General features: G+C 40.6%; 22 protein-coding genes. 9 read left to right on the forward strand and 13 right to left on the reverse strand.

What is annotated here, in order from left to right:
- Window positions 1-2: 2 nt before the first annotated feature.
- From ureG to fmdA, 5 genes are all read right to left on the reverse strand, one after another.
- Window positions 3-605 (reverse strand): urease accessory protein UreG, encoded by a 603-nt coding sequence (ureG, locus tag DACSA_RS06770; protein ID WP_041235737.1) that lies wholly within the window; start codon window positions 603-605, stop codon window positions 3-5.
- A gap of 32 nt (window positions 606-637) precedes the next feature.
- Entirely contained in the window at window positions 638-1306 is a 669-nt protein-coding gene (locus DACSA_RS06775; RefSeq protein WP_015229033.1) for an urease accessory protein UreF, read from the reverse strand.
- A gap of 143 nt (window positions 1307-1449) precedes the next feature.
- Complete coding sequence (mazE, locus tag DACSA_RS06780; RefSeq protein ID WP_015229034.1) at window positions 1450-1671, reverse strand: type II toxin-antitoxin system MazE family antitoxin; 222 nt, start codon at window positions 1669-1671, stop codon at window positions 1450-1452.
- 162 nt (window positions 1672-1833) lie between these two features.
- A complete protein-coding gene (locus DACSA_RS06785; RefSeq protein ID WP_015229035.1) occupies window positions 1834-2103 on the reverse strand; it encodes an FmdB family zinc ribbon protein in 270 nt (89 codons plus the stop codon).
- A gap of 11 nt (window positions 2104-2114) precedes the next feature.
- On the reverse strand, window positions 2115-3290 hold the full coding sequence (gene fmdA, locus DACSA_RS06790) for a formamidase (RefSeq protein WP_015229036.1): 1176 nt from the start codon (window positions 3288-3290) through the stop codon (window positions 2115-2117).
- Window positions 3291-3890: 600 nt separating this feature from the next.
- Between fmdA and DACSA_RS06795 the strand changes: the two genes are divergently transcribed.
- From DACSA_RS06795 to DACSA_RS06805, 3 genes are all read left to right on the forward strand, one after another.
- Window positions 3891-5411, forward strand: coding sequence for an ABC transporter substrate-binding protein (locus tag DACSA_RS06795; RefSeq protein ID WP_015229037.1), 1521 nt, complete (start codon window positions 3891-3893; stop codon window positions 5409-5411).
- 168 nt (window positions 5412-5579) lie between these two features.
- Window positions 5580-6461 carry an ABC transporter permease gene (locus DACSA_RS06800; RefSeq protein ID WP_015229038.1) on the forward strand — a complete coding sequence of 294 codons (882 nt, stop codon included), beginning with the start codon at window positions 5580-5582 and terminating at the stop codon, window positions 6459-6461.
- A 61-nt stretch (window positions 6462-6522) separates the two neighbouring features.
- Complete coding sequence (locus DACSA_RS06805) at window positions 6523-7347, forward strand: ABC transporter ATP-binding protein (RefSeq protein WP_015229039.1); 825 nt, start codon at window positions 6523-6525, stop codon at window positions 7345-7347.
- Between the two features lie 103 nt (window positions 7348-7450).
- Here the strand turns inward: DACSA_RS06805 and DACSA_RS06810 are convergent, their stop codons facing one another.
- On the reverse strand, window positions 7451-9451 hold the full coding sequence (locus DACSA_RS06810; protein ID WP_015229040.1) for a LysR family transcriptional regulator: 2001 nt from the start codon (window positions 9449-9451) through the stop codon (window positions 7451-7453).
- 328 nt (window positions 9452-9779) lie between these two features.
- Between DACSA_RS06810 and DACSA_RS06815 the strand changes: the two genes are divergently transcribed.
- The 6 genes from DACSA_RS06815 (at window position 9780) to DACSA_RS06835 (ending at window position 15808) form a co-directional block, all read left to right on the forward strand.
- Window positions 9780-11486 carry a fumarate reductase/succinate dehydrogenase flavoprotein subunit gene (locus tag DACSA_RS06815; protein ID WP_015229041.1) on the forward strand — a complete coding sequence of 569 codons (1707 nt, stop codon included), beginning with the start codon at window positions 9780-9782 and terminating at the stop codon, window positions 11484-11486.
- 52 nt (window positions 11487-11538) lie between these two features.
- Window positions 11539-11766 (forward strand): 4Fe-4S dicluster domain-containing protein, encoded by a 228-nt coding sequence (locus DACSA_RS18960; RefSeq protein WP_015229042.1) that lies wholly within the window; start codon window positions 11539-11541, stop codon window positions 11764-11766.
- Window positions 11767-11779: 13 nt separating this feature from the next.
- Complete coding sequence (locus DACSA_RS06820) at window positions 11780-12754, forward strand: HEAT repeat domain-containing protein (protein WP_015229043.1); 975 nt, start codon at window positions 11780-11782, stop codon at window positions 12752-12754.
- Complete coding sequence (locus DACSA_RS06825) at window positions 12747-13847, forward strand: P-loop NTPase (RefSeq protein ID WP_015229044.1); 1101 nt, start codon at window positions 12747-12749, stop codon at window positions 13845-13847. Before DACSA_RS06820 ends, DACSA_RS06825 begins: the two co-directional genes overlap by 8 nt.
- Window positions 13848-13993: 146 nt before the next feature.
- Complete coding sequence (locus tag DACSA_RS06830) at window positions 13994-15019, forward strand: YeiH family protein (protein WP_015229045.1); 1026 nt, start codon at window positions 13994-13996, stop codon at window positions 15017-15019.
- A gap of 27 nt (window positions 15020-15046) precedes the next feature.
- Window positions 15047-15808: a sulfite exporter TauE/SafE family protein gene (locus DACSA_RS06835; protein ID WP_015229046.1), complete on the forward strand. Its 762-nt coding sequence runs from the start codon at window positions 15047-15049 to the stop codon at window positions 15806-15808.
- A 195-nt stretch (window positions 15809-16003) separates the two neighbouring features.
- Here the strand turns inward: DACSA_RS06835 and urtE are convergent, their stop codons facing one another.
- The 7 genes from urtE to DACSA_RS06870 form a co-directional block, all read right to left on the reverse strand.
- Entirely contained in the window at window positions 16004-16705 is a 702-nt protein-coding gene (urtE, locus tag DACSA_RS06840) for an urea ABC transporter ATP-binding subunit UrtE (protein ID WP_015229047.1), read from the reverse strand.
- On the reverse strand, window positions 16692-17447 hold the full coding sequence (urtD, locus tag DACSA_RS06845) for an urea ABC transporter ATP-binding protein UrtD (protein WP_015229048.1): 756 nt from the start codon (window positions 17445-17447) through the stop codon (window positions 16692-16694). The genes urtE and urtD overlap by 14 nt, the downstream gene beginning before the upstream one ends.
- Before the next feature lie 14 nt (window positions 17448-17461).
- A complete protein-coding gene (urtC, locus tag DACSA_RS06850; RefSeq protein ID WP_015229049.1) occupies window positions 17462-18655 on the reverse strand; it encodes an urea ABC transporter permease subunit UrtC in 1194 nt (397 codons plus the stop codon).
- Window positions 18656-18687: 32 nt separating this feature from the next.
- Window positions 18688-19635, reverse strand: a complete 948-nt coding sequence (gene urtB, locus DACSA_RS06855; RefSeq protein WP_015229050.1) for an urea ABC transporter permease subunit UrtB — start codon at window positions 19633-19635, stop codon at window positions 18688-18690.
- A gap of 421 nt (window positions 19636-20056) precedes the next feature.
- Entirely contained in the window at window positions 20057-21424 is a 1368-nt protein-coding gene (locus DACSA_RS06865; protein WP_198007648.1) for an ABC transporter substrate-binding protein, read from the reverse strand.
- Window positions 21425-21640: 216 nt separating this feature from the next.
- Complete coding sequence (locus DACSA_RS20405; RefSeq protein ID WP_015229052.1) at window positions 21641-21817, reverse strand: hypothetical protein; 177 nt, start codon at window positions 21815-21817, stop codon at window positions 21641-21643.
- 39 nt (window positions 21818-21856) lie between these two features.
- Entirely contained in the window at window positions 21857-22048 is a 192-nt protein-coding gene (locus DACSA_RS06870; RefSeq protein WP_456297638.1) for a DUF3146 family protein, read from the reverse strand.
- Window positions 22049-22133: the final 85 nt, after the last annotated feature.

The raw sequence follows: 22133 nt of genomic DNA on the forward strand, positions 1-22133 counted from the left end.
GGTTAAGAAAATTTAAGATGAGACACGATAAACTCTTGAACGGCGGTTAATCCGTCTTGGGTTTTTAAGTTGGTAAAGACAAACGGTTTATCGCCGCGCATTTTTTTTGCATCCCGTTCCATCACTGCTAAATCAGCACCCACATAGGGGGCTAAGTCAATTTTGTTAATCACTAATAAGTCCGATTTTGTAATCCCTGGCCCTCCTTTACGAGGAATTTTATCGCCAGCAGCGACATCAATCACATAAATTGTCAAATCCACTAATTCAGGGCTAAACGTAGCCGCTAAGTTATCGCCCCCACTTTCCACAAAAAGTAAGTCAAGAGGATTAAATTGTTGTTCCAGTTGTTCAATGGCTGATAAATTGAGGCTGGCATCTTCTCGAATAGCTGTGTGCGGACAACCGCCAGTTTCTACCCCTAAAACGCGATCGCGCGGTAAAGCCTCTGATTTCACTAAAAATTGGGCATCTTCTTGGGTATAAATATCATTAGTCACCACAGCCACTTGATAAGTATGTCGCAGGGTTTTACATAAAGCATCTAATAGGGCGGTTTTTCCTGAACCCACAGGGCCAGCGATTCCGAAGCGTAAGGTATTGATTGATGATTGTTTTTCCATTGATTCAGTAAGATTTAGCTACGAAACAGACGACTATACTGGGTTTCATGTTGCATACTGGCTAAGGCTAATCCCCAGCTACAACTATAGAGATCGTCATCGGGAAGGGTGATGATCTCCCTTGTCGCGGTTTCAATTTCAGGATGTAATTTTAATAATAATTGCTGTCCGTTGGTTTGACCAAGTGGAATTAATTTCACCCCAGCATTGATGAGATTAGTTGCCCAACTATGAAGATAACCCAAAATGGCGGCTTTTTCTTCGATTTGCCAGTGGGCGGCGGCAACTCCAAACGCGATCGCGCTATTATAGGGTTTTTCTATCATCTGCATTCCTGTTTTTAACTCAGAATCAGAATCTAAGGCGAGTAACAAACGGATCAGCGTATTTCCCATTTGCCAACTTTGTTCTCGCAATTCCGATGTTTCTTTAACGGCGCTTCCCCACTGATTCCAAGCGGTTAAAGTCTCTAATTCTTGATTTTGCCAACAACGATATCCCCGCAACATTAACGCCGCTTCAAGACGAATTGCGCCGTGAGAGAGTTCATTTTGTAGCCATTGTGATAATCCGTATTCTGTGGTGATTATTGCTTGATCAATGGCTGTTTCTAATCCTTCGGAGTAGTTGTATCCCCCGACTGGTAATGCTGAGTTATAAAGTTGAAGTAATTTAAGAAGCACAGAATTTCCGTTTGCTTAATGATGATAATAAGTAGGGTGGGCAAGGCAAACCCTACAAGTAGATAAAAAGTAGGTTGGGTAGAGACGTTCCATGGAACGTCTCTACGCGAAACCCAACACTAATTATAAGCAATTACCCGAACCTAATATAATCCGTCACTAACTGTTATCTCTAAATCTGATACTTCTTCTAGGAAATCGGGATCACTTGACTGATCTCGATATGCTTCTGCTAACGCTTCCATGAAAGACTTTTGCTTCTCATGCTGGAGAATCTTGTTGATGAAACTGCTACGATTGTTCGTTCGTTGATCTACGAAGTCAAGGATTTCATCATCCAAAGTAATGCTGATCTTTTTGCTCATGGGTTACGTCCTTAATCTATTGGCAGGATCAAGCTATCATGCCAAAGTGTCTTACCACATTGGCAACGGCTCTACCCACTTCTACGAGTTAGTGTTAGGAGGGCGAAAGTCAAAGCTAGTAATTAGTTGTTATTAATGGTTTGCCTTGCCCACCCTACAATGTTAATGACCCACCATCCAAGGACGATGGCGCTTATGACTTTGATAACTCGGTTGTGTGGGTTCTTTCTCCCGTTTTTCTAATCGCGGTTCATCGGTTTGTCTGGCTTTTAAGAACGCACTCCCCGAACTGAGATTAAAATGGGGAACAGAAAAAATGCGTTGGGTTTCTTCCTCACAAGTCGGACAATTGGGGGCTGTATCCCGAAGCGCGATCGGGCGTAACGCTTCAAAAACGCCACAATTGCCACATTCAAATTCATATAAAGGCATTTAGCAACCTCCTAAACGGGTACAATATCCTGATCAAAAATCTCAGTGGGAATCGCCACCGTGCAGCAAACGTTAGGAATATCTACAATCCCACTGACGCGACCTTCTACGGGCGCACAACTCAACAATAAGTAAGCCTGTTCTCGGGTAAAACCAAACTTTGTCAGATACTCAATGGCATTTAAGCAAGCGCGACGGTAAGCAACGTGAGCATCCATATAATACTGTTTCCCATCAAATTCATCCACCGAAATCCCTTCAAACACTAAATACTCGGAATAACGAGGTTCAACTGGACCAGGCTTAAAAATGGGGTTGACCATGCCATATTTGTCCATTCCCCCTTTAATAATATCCACATGGAGATCAATATAACCCGACATCTCGATCGCGCCGCAGAAGGTAATTTCTCCATCCCCCTGCGAGAAATGGATATCTCCCATAGATAGTTTCGCCCCATCCACATACACGGGGAAATAAATTTTTGACCCACGAGACAGGTTTTTAATGTCGCAGTTGCCACCATGTTCACGCGGCGGAACGGTTCTCGCCCCTTCTGCGGCCGCTTTTTCAAACTCCGACCCTTTCAACGTCCCTAAAACTGCATTTTCAGGATTCGGTAACGTTGCTAAAGGGGGAACGCGATCGGGATCAGTAGCCACTAATTCTCGTTCTCGCTTGTTCCATTTCGCTAACAATTCGTGAGAGGGCGCACAACCAATTAACCCAGGGTGAGTAATTCCTGCAAACCGTACCCCTGGAATATGACGCGACTGAGTATAAATCCCTTGAAAATCCCAAATTGCCTTGTTAGCAGTGGGGAAATGTTCAGTTAAGAAACCGCCGCCATTTTCTTTGGCAAAAATGCCAGTAAAGCCCCATTCGTCACCTTGTAGCGCTCCAATATCGAGAATATCAACCACCAAGATATCCCCTGGTTTTGCTCCTTCCACTTCGATCGGTCCACTAAGGACATGAACCACACTTAAATCAATATCCCGAATATCATTGGGATTATCATCATTTTTAATTTGCCCATCTGTCCAATCTTTACATTCAATGCGAAAAACTGACCCTGGTTTTACCGAAGCCACTGGCGGAATATCAGGATGCCAACGGTTATGTCCAGGCATTTCTTGATCTCGCATTGGTTTGGTTAAATCTACCTTAAAAAGTGTTTCTGGCATGGTTTTTCCTCGCTGAAATGAAAGGCTTTATTAAGTTTCAAATTATACAAATCTTGACATTCATTTTGTAGATTTAATGTCAATTTAAATACAGATTTTTAAATATAGATTTGCTCGTAATCAATTTGTTTAGTATCGTCATGATATATAGCAGTTCTATAATCTTATGTAAAAAGTTGACTCATGGAATCCCCCCAGAATTGGGCCGGGGCGAAAAAATTACAAATCATCTGGGATTGCTATATACCTTTTACTTAAGAAGGCTTTGGGAGATATCACCTCTACTCAGGTTGGACAAGTTCGCGCGACCTGAACAAGTGAAGTCGCAGAACCAGAAATTTCACTGTCTCTAGACGTGGGAGTGTCAATTGATTTGTGAATGAGTGAAATAATCAGTTGACTTTCTAATTAGTTTTTATAAACGATATTAAACTACTGATTGCTCTGATTTGGCATAAAAAAAATTAATGACTTGAACAAAAACTGTTATCAATAAAAGCAAAAAAACACCTTTTTTTGTAAATCAAGATACAAAATGATAAACAACATTATAGATAGTATCGAAATAATTCCAAAACTTAGATTAACCTCATTTTTACTATGTTGAAAAAATCACACTGGCTCAAACCAAAAATAACAGTTTACTTCTTTCTGATTTCACTATTTTTTATAAGTTCTTGTTCTAGCACTACTGAGTCTGGTTCTAGTGAAGATGCAACTAATTCGGGAAACGAAAAAGTAATACGAATTTCTATTGGTACTCAAGATCAGGTCATCAATACAGCAGTTGGAGGTGCTACAGTTCGGGAGAAAAAGCTTTTAGAAAAGCACTTACCGACAACTGGAAAATATGAAAATGTAGAGTATGAAATTGAATGGTCTAGCTACACATCAGGACCCCCAATCACTAATAAAATGATTGCAGGGCAAATTAATATTGGTTTAATGGGAGACTTCCCTACTGTTATTAACTTGATAAAATTTCAAGAAGAAGGGGGTGATGTAGAGTCAGTTTACATTGGAACGCTTGCCCATAGTCCAAATGGAGCAGGGAATGCAGTAGTTGTTCCTAAAGGTAGTGAAGTAACATCCCTAGCTGATCTTAAAGGAAAAAGCGTTTCAGTTCCTTTTGGATCTGCCGCTCATGGAATGTTACTAAAAGCTCTCAAAGATAATGGAATCAATCCTCAAGAAGATGTGGAACTGATTTCCCAGTCTCCACCAGTTGGAGGGACGAGTTTACGTACAGGACAAATTGATGCCCACGCAGACTTTGTTCCCTTTGGTGAACTCTTTCCTTTTCGAGGCTTTGCCAAGAAGATTTTTGATGGTGCTCAAACCGGTGTTCCCACTTTACACGGTATTGTCGTTCGTTCCGATTTTGCAGACCAGTATCCTGAAATTGTCACTGCCTATATGAAAGCAATGCTGGAAGCAAATCAAATGTACCGGGAAAATCCAGAGGCAATTTCAGGCGATATTGAAGAGTGGGCTGGCATTGAAAAAGAGGTTGTTTATATGTTTTTAGGTCCCTCTGGACTGCAAACGCTTGATCCGACAATTCGTGAAGTACATACAGAAGCACTAAAAAATAGTATCACCACTCTAACAGAACTAGGGAAAGTTAATAGAAGTGTTGATCCAGAAGATGTTACCCAGTGGATAGATAACAGTTATCTGAAGCAAGCCATGAAAGAAATGGATCTCAGTCATGATCAGGTTCTTGAAACTGCCAATAGCTACGTGATTAGTGGTGAAGATGCACTGACCAAAGAATCCATTGAGAATCCCAAAATGGCAGCTCAACTTTGGGTTAAAGGAGAAGAAAAAGTCATGAATTTTGCTTCTGTTTCCAATATGGTAAAAATGTTACCTAAATTAAGAGAAGAAGGCAAAGTAGCTAGTGTCATGTTTGTTCATGACCGAGAAAAAGGCTGGAAACTTTTTGCAGAAAATTCCTATTATGTCAAAAATGGTGAAAAAGTCTCTGCTTTCCTGTTAGAAAAAGATGCTCAAGAATTTGCAGATGAATCTGGAAAAAAAGTAGCAGACTTCAAAGGAATTCAGCAAACCATTTATGCTCAAAATTCTGAGCAAGCAGCCTTAGCGCCTTCTAAGTAACTTAGTTCTAATTCAAAATTAGTTCATTCCCGAAGGCATAAAAGCAACGCAGTTAAACATTAATTAACACACAGAATGCTGGCTGTACGAAAAGTCTTAGTAAGTGATATCGACAAAACTTACTAAGCTCTCATTTCCCCTTTTTCTTCTTTCTTTGGAGTTATACTTATGACTAGACTTTCTCTATCAGTTTCTTTATCAAAGCAACTTAAAACAACCGTTGCAAAATTTAGTGATTTTTTATTACTTTTCCAGCAAAATGATTTCAAAGAGCAAATTCACTCCAGTCAAATCTTTCGACAGCTTTTCTCCTTAATCCTATTCTTCGGAATTTGGCAAATTCTTTGCGTAGTCCAATTTAACTTATTCATCAATTTTTCATTTGTGCCATCCCCTTTAGAGGTTTTAAGTGCTACGATTGAATTCATCTTTGATGAGCCGCTAGTTCATATTAAAGCTAGTGTTTTTCGAGTTCTAATGGGGTATTTGATTGCTTCAATATTAGGGATCACTATGGGGATTTTAATTGGCTGGTCTCAGATACTTGAAGATTTAGTATTTTTACCTCTAGAGTTATTGAGACCAATTCCGGCTGTTGCTTGGATTCCTCTAGCAATTTTAATGTTTCCTTCAGCCGAAGCTGGCATGATTTACATTACTTTTGTCGGCGCTTTTTTCCCCATTTTAATTAGCACCATCCGAGGCGTAAAAAATACGAATCAGGTATTTATTCGTGTCGGTCAATGTTTAGGAGCTAAACAGTGGCATTTCTTAAAAGATATTGTCCTGCCTGGAGCCTTACCGAGTATTATTAATGGATTAATAATTGGCATGGGAACTTCTTGGTTTTGTGTGGTAACAGCAGAGATCATAGCAGGTCGTGTTGGTATTGGCTATGTTACTTGGGAATCCTATGTTACTTCAAACTATCCGCCAATTGTCATGGGAATGTTACTAATTGGATTAATGGGATCACTCAGTACTTTAGTTATGGATCGTCTTTTGAGTACTTTAATGCCATGGCGAGTCAAGAGCAAAAGTCGGGCTTAGGAACTGGTGGAAGTACTTTAAACCTTCCCTATTAAATTAGTTTTTTTTACACTTATATACCATGGTTGAGCTAGAGAAAATTAACGCAGAAACACCTGTTAATAAAGGTCATTTAGAAGTCGAAAACTTGTCTGTTTCGTTTAGACGCAAAGGGAATACAATCCATGTATTTAATGATATTAACTTTATCATTGAGCCTAATGAGTTTGTTTGTATCTTAGGACCTTCTGGATGTGGTAAGTCAACAGTCCTCAATGTAATTGCCCAATTTATTAAACAAACTCGTGGATATGTATTTGTCAACCGACGAGAAGTTGATTCTCCTGGCGCTGACCGTGGCTTTGTTTTTCAGCAAAACTCTTTATTACCCTGGAAAACAGTTTTTCAAAATGTTGAATTCGGTCTGAGAATACGAGGAGTACAGACAGTACAGCGACGAGAGTTAGTGAATGAGTATCTGAGTCGAGTCGGTCTTTATAAGTATCGCTCTTCTTACCCTCATCAACTTTCTGGCGGGATGCAACAACGGGCTAGTATTGTGCGAGCACTCGTCAATTTTCCCTCTGTCTTGCTGATGGATGAACCCTTTGGAGCGCTGGACGCTCAGACCCGCCATATGATGCAAGAATTACTGTTGAGAATTTGGAATGATTATAAATCAACGGTAATTTTTGTTACTCATGACATTGAAGAAGCAATCCTTCTCGGTGACAGAATTTTTGTGATGGGCGTTAACCCTGGCCGCATTAAAGAAAAGATTACTATTCCATTAGAACGGCCACGTCATTTAGATCTGATGTATTCTCAAGACTTTATAAACTTGAACCGTCAGATTTTTGAGCTTATTCGTGAGGAAACACTTAAAAGTATGGATTTTAATGAATAGTGGCGGCATTTTTTTAAAGTGTGTGACGGTTGGGTTTGCTATGATAATTTTAATAAAAGCTTGTTTGACCTCACACACATATACCTTTTCATCTACCTCGTACTTAATTCATAGTAGCTGCAGCGTGAATGAAATCTGTTTGAATCCAATTCTGAAGTGAAATATCTTCCAAATATTCATGGTTAGGAATGGATTGCAATTGATCAATATGACTCTGTATCCAATCTTGGCGTACATTAAGTTCAGGAATAAATAGATTGGAATATTCTTTTTGGTATGTTGAACTAAGAATATGGCTTAATATTTCTGGACTAATGTTTGTCCATTGACTAATTAAGGAAAAAGCACTTGGCGTATTAAGATACCAATACTGAGCACCAATGATAGCTTGCAAATAGCTAATGACAATTTCTGGATAAGTCTCAGCAAATTCTTTACGAACCACGATTCCAGAAAAACTTGGTAAGCCACTTAAATTGCCATTTAATAAATATTGGTACTTATCTTGAAAGTGGGCTAATTCATGAAATGGTGAAAAATGTGCATATATTGAGCTCGTATCCTTTTTAGTATTAACAGTCTTTGTCATAGATTGATTCATAGGATAAAGGTTAACGTCGGCAAGCAAATCAAAATGCTTTAAAGCTCGTAATACCATGCCATGAGCAGAAGAACCAAATGGCAGTTCTATAAATTTTCCTTGTAAATCTTCTAAAGTTTTTATTTGGGACTTTTGAGGAACAACGATTGCATTTCCTGTTCCTTCAGGATTAATTGCAACAAAACTCACTAAGATAGTTTGACCAGAAGAGCCGATAGTTTTAGCACTTTGTAGAAGTGGATAATCTCCTAAAATTCCAATATCTAACTCATTATTATGTAAACCTTCTACAATAGGTTGTCCCATAGAAAAATCGATTAACTGTAAATCATATTCAACAGAATGATAGCGTTTGCTACGTGGAAGGAAATGTTCAATCAGTCCTAATTTTTGAGGAATCAATCCTGCTGTTACTGTGGAAATAGTCTGATTTTGAGTGCCAATTCTAATTGCTATTTTCTCAGGTTTATTTGTAGATTTTTGGAGTAAATTAAGCCGAGGTTGTTTCAATTTTGGATTCAAGGTGAAAGAATCTTTTACTTCACTTTTTTTAGACTCTTTTTCTTGAAATACATTTAATAATAACGATATAAATTTTTCGATCGGAGTTGATTCTTTAGAAGTTTTAGTTTTGGATTTATATTCGACAGCTAAATAATGCTCATAATATTTTGGAATCAACATAAAAAGATTAGCTTTTAGAGGAAATTCTTGTATAGGAATTGCAACTAAATTTGAGCCCTCATAAGAAGGTAGTTCTAAATCAGAGGCAAAGCCGATATAATTGCCTTGAGTTAAATAGGTTTTCATTAGTCCTAAAGTATCAACAATTTCTAATTGTTTGAAATCAGAAAATTTAATTCCTAATTCTGAAAGACGAGATGCCCACATTAAACGACTAGAGAAATTTTCCGATCCTATGACCCACTGGTAATTAAGTAATTCTCTTAAACTCAGCCATTTTTTATCAGCTAACTTATGTTGTTTATGAACAAAGATATAGTAATTTACAGTGTCAATTTTAATATCTATTAAATTGCTATTCTCTTTAAAGCTAATTATAGAGAATCCGACATCAATATCTTGATTGGTTAGAGACTTAGCCAGACTTTCAGATGAAGAGAAAGTTTGTAATTGTGTTTGAATACCTGGATATTCTTTACGATATTTATAAAGGAAATAAGAGAGCCAATGGTCTGCAATAGCAGAATAAGCACCAATTTTTATGGTTCCAAATCCTCCTTGCTTAAATTCTTGTATTTTATTTATTACTTCAGCTTCTAACTCAATTATTTTTACGCTTTCATTAGCTAAAATTTTACCGACTTCTGTTAGCTCTATCTTTCGTCTTAAACGATTAAATAAAGGTGTATTTAATTCTGATTCTAAGGATTTAATCTTGGCAGTAATTGCTGGTTGAGTTAAGTTTAAATTATAGGCTGCTTCTGTAAAACTTAAACAGTGAGCTACTTCTAAAAAAACTTTTAGCTGATAAATTTCCATTTTTATCTCCCTCTAATTAAATGACTACCAACACTACTATAACTCAAAGGATGTAGCGATCTATTTTGATTTAATTGAATAATCAATTTAAAACCAACATTTTACGAAAGAATATTCACCGATCAGATAAATATCTTTTATCGATTCATATAAAACTGTGATAAACAATCAAGAAAAAATGAGTCAAAATGAAAATCATAGAGATGAAGTTGTGATTGATATTAACCTTTAAAAAATACTTGTCCTTATTTGTTGTCATAAAGGTGTATGAGTGACTAACAACCTCTTCTCTATTGATGTTATTTCACTAATAATAGGAGAACCGTACATGGTGAACACTCAATATTTACAAACTGATGTTCTTGTCGTCGGTGGGGGTACTGCAGGAACGATGGCAGGGATTAAAGCAAAACAAGTTGACCCTGATGCAGATGTTTTAATTTTAGAGAAAGCGAATATTCGTCGTAGCGGCGCGATCGCGATGGGAATGGATGGGGTCAACACCGCCGTTATTCCTGGCAACTCCACTCCAGAACAGTATGTTCGCGAAATTACCATTGCCAACGATGGCATCCTCAATCAGAAGGCGGTTCATCAAACGGGAAAACTGGGTTACGAAGTGATTCAGGAATTAGAAAGTTGGGGCGTTAAATTCCAAAAAGACAATCACGGAAATTATGACCTTAAGCAAGTGCATCGCGTTGGTAAGTATGTTTTACCGATGCCAGAAGGGAAAGACTTGAAAAAAATCCTGACTCGTCAAGTCAAACGCCATAAAGCAAAGGTGACGAATCGCGTCATGGCGACTCGCGTCATTGTTCAAGACGGGCGAGCCACTGGTGTTATCGGACTGGATGTTCGCAATGGAGACTTTGTCGTTATCCAAGCTAAAGCAGTCATCCTTTGTACGGGAGCCTGTGGTCGTCTTGGATTACCCCAATCCGGTTATCTCTACGGCACCTATGAAAATCCCACCAATGCGGGTGATGGTTATTCCATGGCTTATCATGCAGGCGCAGAATTAACCAATATTGAATGTTTCCAGATTAATCCGCTCATTAAAGACTACAACGGACCTGCCTGTGCCTACGTTGCGACTCCTTTTGGAGCCTATACAGCAAATGCAGAAGGAAACCGCTTTGTTAGCTGTGACTACTGGAGTGGTCAAATGATGCTAGAAGTCTGGAAAGAATTAAATTCAGGCAAGGGACCCATTAACCTCAAGATGACTCACCTGGATGAAGATACCATCTCTGAAATTGAGTCGATTCTTTGGACGAACGAACGACCTAGTCGAGGACGCTTCCACGAAAGCAGAGATGAAGACTATCGTACCAATGGTGTGGAAATGAATATTTCTGAAATTGGTCTATGTAGTGGTCATAGTGCTTCTGGGGTTTGGGTGAACGAAAATGCAGAGACAACTGTACCCGGATTGTACGCAGCGGGAGATATGGCAAGTGTCCCCCATAATTACATGATCGGAGCCTTTGTATTCGGTCGCTTAGCAGGAATGAATGCGATTGGATATAGTCAAAATCTAGAGCACATTGATCCCGATCCGGAGTTTCTGGAAGCAGAAAAAGCTCGGATTTATCATCCTCTTAACCAGCCCGAGGGGGTTCCCCATACCCAAGTGGAATATAAGCTGCGACGATTAGTCAATGACTACCTACAACCGCCTAAGGTTAGCCATAAAATGAAGATTGGGTTAAAGCATTTTGCACGCTACGAAGAAACCCTTAATTTAATGGGAGCGCGCGATCCTCACGAACTTATGCGTTGCCTAGAAGTTCACTTCATTCGAGATTGTGCAGAAATGGCTGCACGAGCGTCACTGTTTCGGAAAGAGAGTCGGTGGGGACTCTATCATTATCGCGTTGAGTATCCTGAACAGAATAATGATGAATGGTTTTGCCACGTCAACATCAAGAAAGACGAATCGGGGAATATGACACTTTTCCAACGCCCTGTCGAACCTTATGTTGTTGATGTTGATCTCGAAAAAGAAGTTTACGACGTAGCAGTGCGCTAAACCGCCTCAAATTAATGTACCTGTACTGTAAAAAAGGAGAAATTTGATTCCCATGCCTTTAACTAATCAACGAGTTGATGTTCCTGTCATTGTCGATGAATCCAAGTGTTTAGAGAAATGCGTCGCCTGTATTGAAGTGTGTCCCTTGGATGTTTTGGCTAAAGATCCAGAAACCGGTAAAGCCTATATGAAGTATGACGAGTGTTGGTTTTGCTTGCCCTGTGAGAAGGAATGCCCAACTGATGCCATTACCGTAAAAATTCCATTTTTATTGCGTTAAAGAGAAATAGATTATGCATACTGATCTTGATCCAGAACTGAAACAGTGGGTAGAGATGTTGCAATCGAGTCAGGTTGATGACCGACTGGTTGCAGCCAAAACCCTACAGCATATCGGAGATGAGGAAGCTATCGATCCTCTCATTGAAGCTCTTGCAGATGAAAGTCCAGCCGTCCAGAAAATTGTTATCACTGCCTTGTGGGAGTTGGCAAATCCCATTGCCGTAACCCCCTTAATGGAATGCCTAAAATCTCCTGATGAGGAAGTTCGCAGTGAAGCATTAGGGGCACTCAAGGAATTGATCGCGCCTGACGATCTCCTCCCCTTATTAGATTTGTTGCAACAGAATAACGTCAACCTACAACTTAGCGTTTTAATCTTGTTGCGCAAGATTCACGATGCACAAGCATTACCCTACATTCTTCCCTTTTTAGAGTCAGATCATCCTGAATTAAGGGAAGCAGCGGTGATCACCCTGCGCTATCTCAATCAAGTAGAACGCTGTCAGCCTGTTCTTGCTCTCATGTCTGATTCGGTGGAAGCAGTCCGCCGTGCAACAACTCTGACCCTTGGTCACTTAGCAGATGAGGAAGTGGTGGCTTTACTGAAAAAAGCCTTAGCTTCGGATTTAGATTGGCAAGTTCGTCGTAATGCCGCTCAATCCTTAGCACTCCATGCTCCTTCGGAAGCCGTTTCCGTTTTAGGAAAAGCCTTAGGAGATGAACATTGGCAAGTTCGTAAGTTTGCTGCTCAGACTTTACAACGAGTCGCTGATGAGCAGGTAATTCCCCCATTAGTGACCGCCCTATCTGATGAATCTTCAGATGTTCGTCGGGATGCCAGCATTGCTCTTGGTAATTTGGGAAATCCCTCTGTCCTCAATGCACTTCAACAAACCCTCGACGATCCAGATATGGACGTTCGGATTAATTCCCAGAAAGCGATCCAAAAAATTCAGGAAGTAACACAGGAAATTCCCAATGCCTAATTATCAATCTCCCCTTATTCCCGCTAATTACAGTCGTGATTCTGAAACGTCATCCAATGCTCCTGACCCGATTGTTGAAACTCATAAACACGAAGCCATTGCCTGTTTAAAGCAAGTGGTAGAACCAGTCCTCAAGAATAATATTGTCAGTCTTGGAATGGTCCGGAACTTGAATGTTGTCGATCACTATGTTTACTTCCGACTTTACATTGGGACTCACCAACAATATCTTCAAGAACTTGCTCGAAGGGCACTCTCTTCTCTGATCTGGTGTAAAAAGACTTATATTCAAGTCTGCACCATTCCAGGAGTACGGACGACTTTGGCTGTTTCTAGCGGTAAAGGAGGTGTGGGGAAGTCAACGACTGCAGTCAACTTGGCAGCAAGTTTGAAAATGGCAGGGGCAAGAGTCGGGTTACTCGATGCCGATGTTTATGGTCCGAATATCCCGAGAATGCTGGGGTTAACAGACTCAGATGTCCAAGTAGTCGAGACTGAGCAGGGTCAGAAATTTCTGCCTCTGGAAGCCTACGGCATTAAAGTAATGTCAGTAGCACTATTGGCAGAACCTGAGCATCCCCTAGCTTGGCGGGGGCCGGTTTTACATAAAATCGTGACGCAATTTATTAATGAGGTGGAATGGGGAGACCTAGATTATTTACTCATTGATTTACCTCCCGGTACAGGAGATGCTCAAATTACGATTGTGCAAGAAAGCCCTATTTGTGGCGCAATTCTTGTTACCACACCTCAACAAGTTGCCATTTCCGATGTACGTCGTAGCATTCACATGTTCCGTAACGTCGGAGTTCCTATTATTGGTTTGATTGAAAATATGAGTTATCTCCTCCACCGTGGAGAACGGATTGCTGTTTTTGGTGAAGGTGGTGGAGAACAAATTGCTACAGAACTGCAAGTTCCCCTAATGGGACAAATTCCTCTCGATTCTCAAATTTGCCAAAGTGGAGATACTGGTCAACTTTTACCGATCGCGCAGCCAGATGCCAATTTGAGTCAGGCTTTTAGACAAATTGCTACGGGGTTAAACAATACTTTTGTCGTTTCTCAATCAGCCAAAGTGTCATCTGAGTAAGAGGCAATCGTTTTGTAAAACCTGATGTAGGTTTCTGCTAATCTCGATTTGTATATTGCATCTTAGCAAGGAATGAGGACCTTAATCTCATTCCTTGCAGTTCAATCTCGGTTAAAACTTTTTGACTAAATAATTAAATACGACTTATGAAACAGAATCGCAAGATGGCTCAAAGCCAAGTTTGGCTTTATCAGCTTGGGGCCGGACTTTGCCTCACTTCAGGACTGGCATTGGTTGCTCTTTTTCTGCACACCTTACCCGGAATCGGCATATTAAGTCCATTAATTTTAGCCATTCTATTAGGAATTTTAGTCCGCAATACCGTAGGAACCCCCCCAATTTGTCAACTGGGAGTTAGCTTTTCTCTGAAATGGCTTTTAAGATTAGCTATTATTTTGCTGGGATTACAACTGAGTTGGAGTCAGCTATTTGAAATCGGTTCCGTGGGACTCTTTATTGTCGTCATCACTTTAGTCAGTACATTTGTTTTTACTTGCTGGTTGGGAAAACATCTGGGAGTTAGTCAAAAACTATCGCAACTCATTGCAGCCGGAACCTCTATTTGTGGCGCATCTGCTGTCATTGCTACCAATGTTGTAGTCGATGGGAAGGATGAGGATGTTACCTATGCCGTCGCCATAGTAACAGTTTTTGGAACGACTTCCATGTTACTTTACCCGATGCTATCGGAGCTGTTGCATTTAACATCTCAGGCTTTTGGCATTTGGTGTGGCACTTCGATTCATGAAGTCGCTCAAGTGATTGCAACAACCTTCCAACAGGGAGAACTCACCAGTCAAATTGCGACAATTTCTAAACTGTCGCGAGTTGTACTTCTAGCGCCTACGGTATTAGCACTAGGATTATTTTCAGCCCGTTCTGCTAGTCAAAGACAATCGTTGACTTGGCAAAATCCCCCCATTCCTTGGTTTGTTGTCTGTTTTATCGGACTTATTTTGATCAATAGTTTTCAGATTTTTCCAGAAGGTCCAAAAGCCCTCGTGATTCAAGCCAACCAATTTTTACTAACGATTCCGATGACAGCAATGGGATTAGAGACCAATTTATACAAATTAAAGGAAGCTGGGTTAAAGCCTTTATATTTAGGTGTTTTTGCTTGGCTATTTATCTCTACTTTTAGTTTGATTTTAGTAAAAACATTTTATGCTTAATTTGTTTTAATCTATTCATTAAAAATAATGGAAAATTTAGACTGGATAATTGGAATTATTTTAGTTATAGTAGCAAGTACTTTAAGAGGCTTGTCGGGTTTTGGTTCTGCCATGATATTAACGCCAGGACTAAGCATTTTGTTTAATCCTCAAGAGGTGGTTGTTACTGTTATTTCATTAGAAATAGTGGCAACAGCAATTTTACTGCCAAATGCAATTTCAAAAACGAAGTGGCAGGAAGTTTTCCCGATGAGCTTTGCGGCGATATTAATGATTCCAGTGGGAGTGATATTTCTAAATAAACTTGATGCAGAATTAATACGAATGTTAATTGGGATTTTACTGTTAGTCACTGTTTTTTTATTATTTAATAGTGATCGGTACAATTTAGATATAAAACCTAGTGTTTCCTTAAATCTTGCCGTTGGTGCTTTTAGTGGATTTTTAACTAGTCTCACTAGCATGGGAGGAATTCCCATTGTTTTATATCAATTTTTGCTAAGTGATTCAGCGACAGAAAAACGTGCTACCTTTATTAGTTTTTTTGCTTTCACACAAATTATTGCATTAATTTCATATTTAATTACAGATTTATTATCAATGCAAGTTATTCAAATGTTTCTATATTTTTCACCTGTTTTTATAGCTGGTATATTTTTGGGACGATTTTTATTCACATATGTAAAAGAAACGGTTTTCAATAAATTGATTATTTATCTATTATTCATCATGTCATTATTAGCTCTCTTTCCAACTATGGAAACAATTTTTATGGCTCTCCTAGACTAGATAGGGTCTGCTGAATAAAGTTCATTGGTCGGCGTGCTTCGGGAGTCTCCCGTCGATCGAGATGTTGAGGGGAAACGTCTTGCACTAATCCTTGGCAATAGCCTTAAAGGCTGATTTGGTAAGAATTTCAGCTTTATTCAGCAACCCCTCGCTGCTTCAATCATAGCGGTAAACTCGCCTTTCATAAAAATCCCCTTAAACTGCCAAGTATTGATTGACCATAGAATCGGTTAACGCTTTCGTCTCTCCTCGCGCGACGATCGCGCCCTTATCCATAATAAAAAACTTTTCAGCAAGCTGACGAGCGAAATCAATTTTCTGTTCAACCACTAAAACCGTAATCCCTTTTTCCTTATTAATACGTTTCAAAGTCTCCTCAATTTCCTGCACAATTGAAGGCTGAATCCCCTCCGTTGGTTCATCCAATAACATCAATTTGGGATTACACATTAACCCTCTAGCAATGGCTAATTGTTGTTGTTGTCCGCCACTTAATAAACCCCCTTGACGAGACAAATGTTCCTTTAACATCGGGAAAAACTCAAAGATTTCATCAGGAACTTTTTTACTTTTTCTCCCACTAGCCGCCAACCCCAATTTCAAATTATCTAAAACCGATAAATAGGGAATAATCTCCCGTCCTTGAGGAATATAAGCAATGCCATATTTTGCGCGTTTATAAGTTGGGGTTTTACTAATATCATCGGCATCAAAAACCATACTCCCTTTACTGAGAGCATTTAAACCGATAATACTCCGTAAAAGGGTGGTTTTCCCCACCCCATTTCGTCCTAATAAGCAAGCTAAATCCCCTTTTTCTACTTTCATGGAGATATCAAACAAAACTGGCGTTTGTCCATAGCCTGCGGTAACATTTGAGAGTTCAAGCAGCGACATCGATTCTTTCACGACCAAGATAGACCTCCACAACTTTCGGGTTATTTTGTACTTCTTCCACGCTTCCTTCCGCTAAAGTTTGTCCTTGGTGAAGAACAACAATGCGCTGGGCAATTTGTTTAACAAATTCCATATCATGTTCAATTACAACCACCGCATGAAACTCGGACATGGCTTTAATAATTTCCCCTGTAGTGTGAGTTTCTTCGGGAGTCATGCCTGCAGTCGGTTCATCTAATAAAATTACAGTGGGGTCTTGCGCCAAAACCATGCCAATTTCTACCCACTGTTTTTGTCCATGAGACAGGGAAGAAACTTTAGTTCCCGCGTCGTCCATTAACCCGATACGCTCTAAAACCGACGTGATTTTATGGCGTTTCATTGTGGTGAGTTTGGCAGTAATGGAGGCAAAAATGCCGTGAGACCCTTTGAGGGCAAGTAAAATGTTCTCAAAGACCGTTAACTCGTTATAAACGTTAGGATTTTGGAATTTGCGTCCAATTCCCATCCGAGCGATTTCGTGAGGCGGATGATTTGTGATATTTTTCTCTTGAAATTCTACGTGACCGTGAGCCACTGGAGATTTACCAACAATGGCATCAAGTAGGGTACTTTTACCAGCACCATTGGGTCCGATAATGGTGACGATTTCACGGTCAGCAACCTCAAGGTTAACGCCTTTGAGGGCTTTAAATCCAAAAAATTCAACTTGTAAGTCTTTAACGGAAAGAATTTGATTCATGGGGGATTAACTCCTTAGCGACGGAAAAATTGCTTGCTCAACATTTTCAAGGGTAATTTTATTAATTTCTGTAACGGTGTTATCCAATCAATGAGTTGGGCTTGTAAATAACCACTAGAAGAATTAGCAGTTGCGGCTTTCCTGTTCCCTTGAATAAAATTTAGGGTTTTAGGAATTAAACTCATTAAGCCGTTGGGAATGAATAAAACAACCACCAAGAGTAACACACCGACAATTAATTGCCAGTCTTGTGTCACTTGTTCAGCATAGTTCTGCACTTGTCCTAAAATCAAGGCGGCGGCAAGGGGACCAATTAAAGTTCCGCGTCCGCCAATGGCAACCCAAATCACAACTTGTGTGCCAAAGGAAACGGCGAGATACACTGGCGAAATAAATTGATTGAGGGCAACAAATAATCCGCCAGCAATGCCAGCAATGCCAGCAGAAACTGTCCAGATAAAAATCTTGTAGCTGGCGATATCGTAACCTAAAAAGGAAATGCGTCGTTCGTTTTCTTTGATGGAACGGAGAATTAAACCAAAGTTAGATTCAGTCAGCCACCAGGTTCCCACTAAAACCGCGGTGGTAAAGACTAAACTTAGCCAATACAGTCCAATGAGGGGGATTTCTGCCCCAAAAAAACTTAAAGGCGCAACGTCGGTAATGCCGTTTGTTCCACCCGTGTAGGCTTGTTGACTGACAAAAAAGGTGGTGAGCGCTGAAGAAATGGCGAGACTAATAATGGTGATATAAACGCCACTGACACGAGAATGAAAGATAAACCAACCGATGATGTAAGCAAAGCCAGCAGGAAACAATACCATCGCTATCATCGCAATGGGGAAGTATTGGAGAGGGGCGATAAACCAAGGCAGTTGTTCTAAGCCATTCCAAACCATAAAGTCAGGTAGGGCAACCCCATAGTTATTGGCTTCGGCAGAAACATTGAGTTTCAGATAATATGCCATTGCATAAGCACCGAGGGTAAAAAATACGCCTTGGGCGAAGCTGAGAATCCCAGTAAATCCCCAGACTAAATCAAGGGAGATGGCAAGAGCGCCAAATAACAAGAGTTTTGCGGTGAGTGAGGTTTGAAACTCTCCCATGATCAGGGGGAAAATGGCGAAAATGAGAAACCCGATCCCAACGCCGATCGCGCGTTTTTTGGGAAAGGTTGAGGGTTGTATGCCAGATAAGGCTTGTGTCATAAAAATTTTTCCTCTTTAAATAACGGTAGGGCTTAACCCCGCTTTTGCACGGTGAAAAGTCCTTCTGGGCGATAACGAATGATGATAATTACCGCAGTGAGAACAATGACGCGAGCCACTGGATCATTAAGGAAAAACGCGATCGCGGCGTTCGATTCACCAATCACAAATGCACCAGCAAGAACACCAACTAATTTATCCACGCCACCTGTTACCACCACCATCCAAGCATCCACGAGATAATCTTGACCCATGGGCGGGGAAACCGTTTTAATGGCAGAAATAACCGTTCCCGAAATTCCTGCTAATCCACAGCCATAAGCAAAGGTTGCCATATCCACTAAATTAGTATTGATGCCGAGACATTTTGCCATGTCACGGTTTTGAGTGACCGCTCGCATTTGTCGCCCCAAGCTCGTTCCGTAGAGAAGATAAGCAGTAAGGAGTAATAGCGCGATCGCAACCCCGATAATAAATAGGCGATAATAGGAAATGGAGACCGTCGGATCACCTGCCGCATCAGTGAGTAGGGTTAAGTTTCCTGAAATATAAGAAGGAGCGCGAACATATTTCAATTGCGCCGTAAACATGAGTTTAATCACCCCACGAATGACAATACTCAACCCCCAAGTGGCTAACAAGGTTTCCAAAGGACGACCATGAAGACGACGAATGACGCTTACTTCTAGCAAGGCGCCAATAATCCCCGTAATTAGAAAAGCAAAGGGAATAGTGAGTAACAAGTCCATCTGAAACAACTCTTGCATCAGAAACGTGACATACGCTCCCAACATAATAAACTCGCCATGCGCCAAGTTAATAATCCGCATCACCCCGAAGGTAATGGCAAGCCCTAAGCCTGTTAGTAACAAAATACCAACAATCCCAATGCCACTCACTAATTGATTCAGAAGGGGAACAAACTGGAAGCCTGCATCTTCCTGAGCGAATAAATAGGTGAGTGCAACCTGATTAAACAAAATTTTTTCTCCTTTTTCTGCAATGAACTTGAGCAACGATCATTCATGTGCCAACTCCCCCAAACTTGGGGGATTTAGGGGGCAACTCCCCCAAACTTGGGGGATTTAGGGGGCAACTCCCCCAAACTTGGCAGGGCTGTTTCATTCTCGGGGTCAAAATTGAATGCGATCGCCTGAACCCCTTATTGTACGTTCGATCGAACGCTTTTTCTTACTTTTTGGCTTTTTCTTAACAAAAAAGCCGTAAAACCCCTGCTATTCCTAACATCTGGAAAAGGCAAAAAAATAGAATGAAACAGCCCTGCCCAAACTTGGGGGATTTAGGGGGCAACTCCCCAAACTGGGAGGATTTAGGGGGCAACTCCCCAAACTTGGGGGATTTAGGGGGCAACTCCCCAAACTGGGAGGATTTAGGGAGCAACTATAAATACTTCGTTTCTAGATTTTCCTTACCCGTTTCTTTCGTGGGATCACTGCGGTTATCAGGGCTAGGATGGACACACATCCGTCCTGGATATAAGGCTTGACTCCAGGGAATGGGTTTAATTGCAGAAGGACTGGAGAAGACAATATCGGCTTGTCCGTCTTCTTGCCAGCGACCAATTCGCGCGTAGAGATAGGTGTGATAATTATCCGCATCCATTTTTACTTTGCCTTGCGGGGCGTTAAATTCTTGTCCTCTGGTAGCTTCTCGAAGCGTTTTCGTATCAATTTCTTCTCCAGCCTCTAAAACATCTTTCATTGCTTGCGCCATGAAGAAGGTCTGTAAATAAGCCGCTTCCATAACGCCGTTCGTGACGCGATTTTCTCCAAACATTTCTTTGAATTCACGAACAAATTGCTGATTTTCAGGTGTATCCACGCTTTGGAAATAATTAAAACTCGTGTAGTGTCCGGCGGCATATTCTGCGCCCATTGCCTGAATTTCCTCTTCTGTAGTGGGATACGCCATGATCGGAATATCATCGGAGGTGATGCCAGAGTCTCTGTATTGACGATAAAATGCAGGGATACTGTCTCCCACCAAGTTACTGAGAACAAAATCGGGTTTTGCCTGTTTAATTTTATTAATAATGGTGATAAACTCGGTGGTTCCTAGCGGGGCATATTCGTCACCCATAACTTGTCCGCCGAGCTTTTCTAATTCAGCTTTGGCGATACGATTGCTTTCTTTAGGGTAAATATAATCAGACCCAATAAAAAAGCCTTTCGGACCGAAGTTCTCGTAACAATAGGGAATGGAATCAGTAATTTGTTGATTTGGAGCCGCCCCAGTGTAGAAAACATTGGAACTACACTCGTTTCCTTCGTAATAAACCGGGTAATAAAGCAGGGAGTCTTTTTCTTCAAATACAGGTAAAACAGATTTCCGACTCGCAGAAGTGTAGCAACCTAAAACACAACTCACTTGATCTTCATCAATCAGACGCTTAGACATTTGGTTATATAAATCCCAGTTGGAGTCGGGGTTAACCACAACTCTCTGAATTTTGCGACCCGCAATTCCTTCGCCGTTTCCTTCCCAGGGACCGGTACCACTATTAATCTGATCAATGGCTAAAAATGTGGAATCTTGTAGGGATTTTTCCACAATGGCAATGCTTCCAGTTGTGGAATACATCACACCGACTTTAATCGGATTTTCTCCCAAATCGCCTTGAGAATTTGCTCCGCCGCCGCCACGAGTACAGGAGGCTAAAATTCCTGTTCCCACCGCAAGAGAGCTATATTTTAGGAATTTACGGCGCGAGGTTCGACCTAAGTTAAAGTATAAGGGTTTTTTTGTCATAATTTTTCCTGAAAACGGTAGAGATAAAAAAGCACTACTTACCCCATTCATGCCCTATTAATCAGCATGAACTGCATTGCTTTACTTTGAAGATAGGTTAAACTTTATTATTTTTTAAAACTGTTTTTCTTGATACAAAAATTATGGTTGTCCTTTGTCTTTCGTTATTTGTCCTTCGTCCTTTGTCATTCGTGATTAGTTAAGAGAGTAGTTTTCCTAATGACTAATGACTAATGACCAGTGACCAATGACTAATTGGTGTTGGGTTTCGTAAACTCCACCCAACCTACATGGTTGTCCTTTGTCCTGATTGGTGTTGGGTTTCGCGTGGAGACATTCCATGGGTGGAGACGTTCCATGGGTGGAGACGTTCCATGGGTGGAGACGTTCCATGGAACGTCTCCACCCAACCTACTTTTCAGGGTGAAATGATTATAACTTCGCTCTCACGGTAAATTCATAATCTCCCCCAGGTTCAAGCTGATAATCACATCGCTCTAAAAATCGTCCCAATGGTTCAAAAATTAAGGCTCTTCCTAGAGACGGGTGAACGACTAAACGACCTTGACGAAATTTCCACTGAAAAGACCATTGATAACTTCCAGCGCTCACCTCTCCTTCCATTTTTCCTTCTCGCAACGATTGGCGAATAACACGGACATAAGCGGTTGTTTTGGGAACGCTCACACCTTGACTCCTGAATCCATCA

Source organism: Dactylococcopsis salina PCC 8305, from assembly GCF_000317615.1.
Lineage (GTDB): Bacteria > Cyanobacteriota > Cyanobacteriia > Cyanobacteriales > Rubidibacteraceae > Halothece > Halothece salina.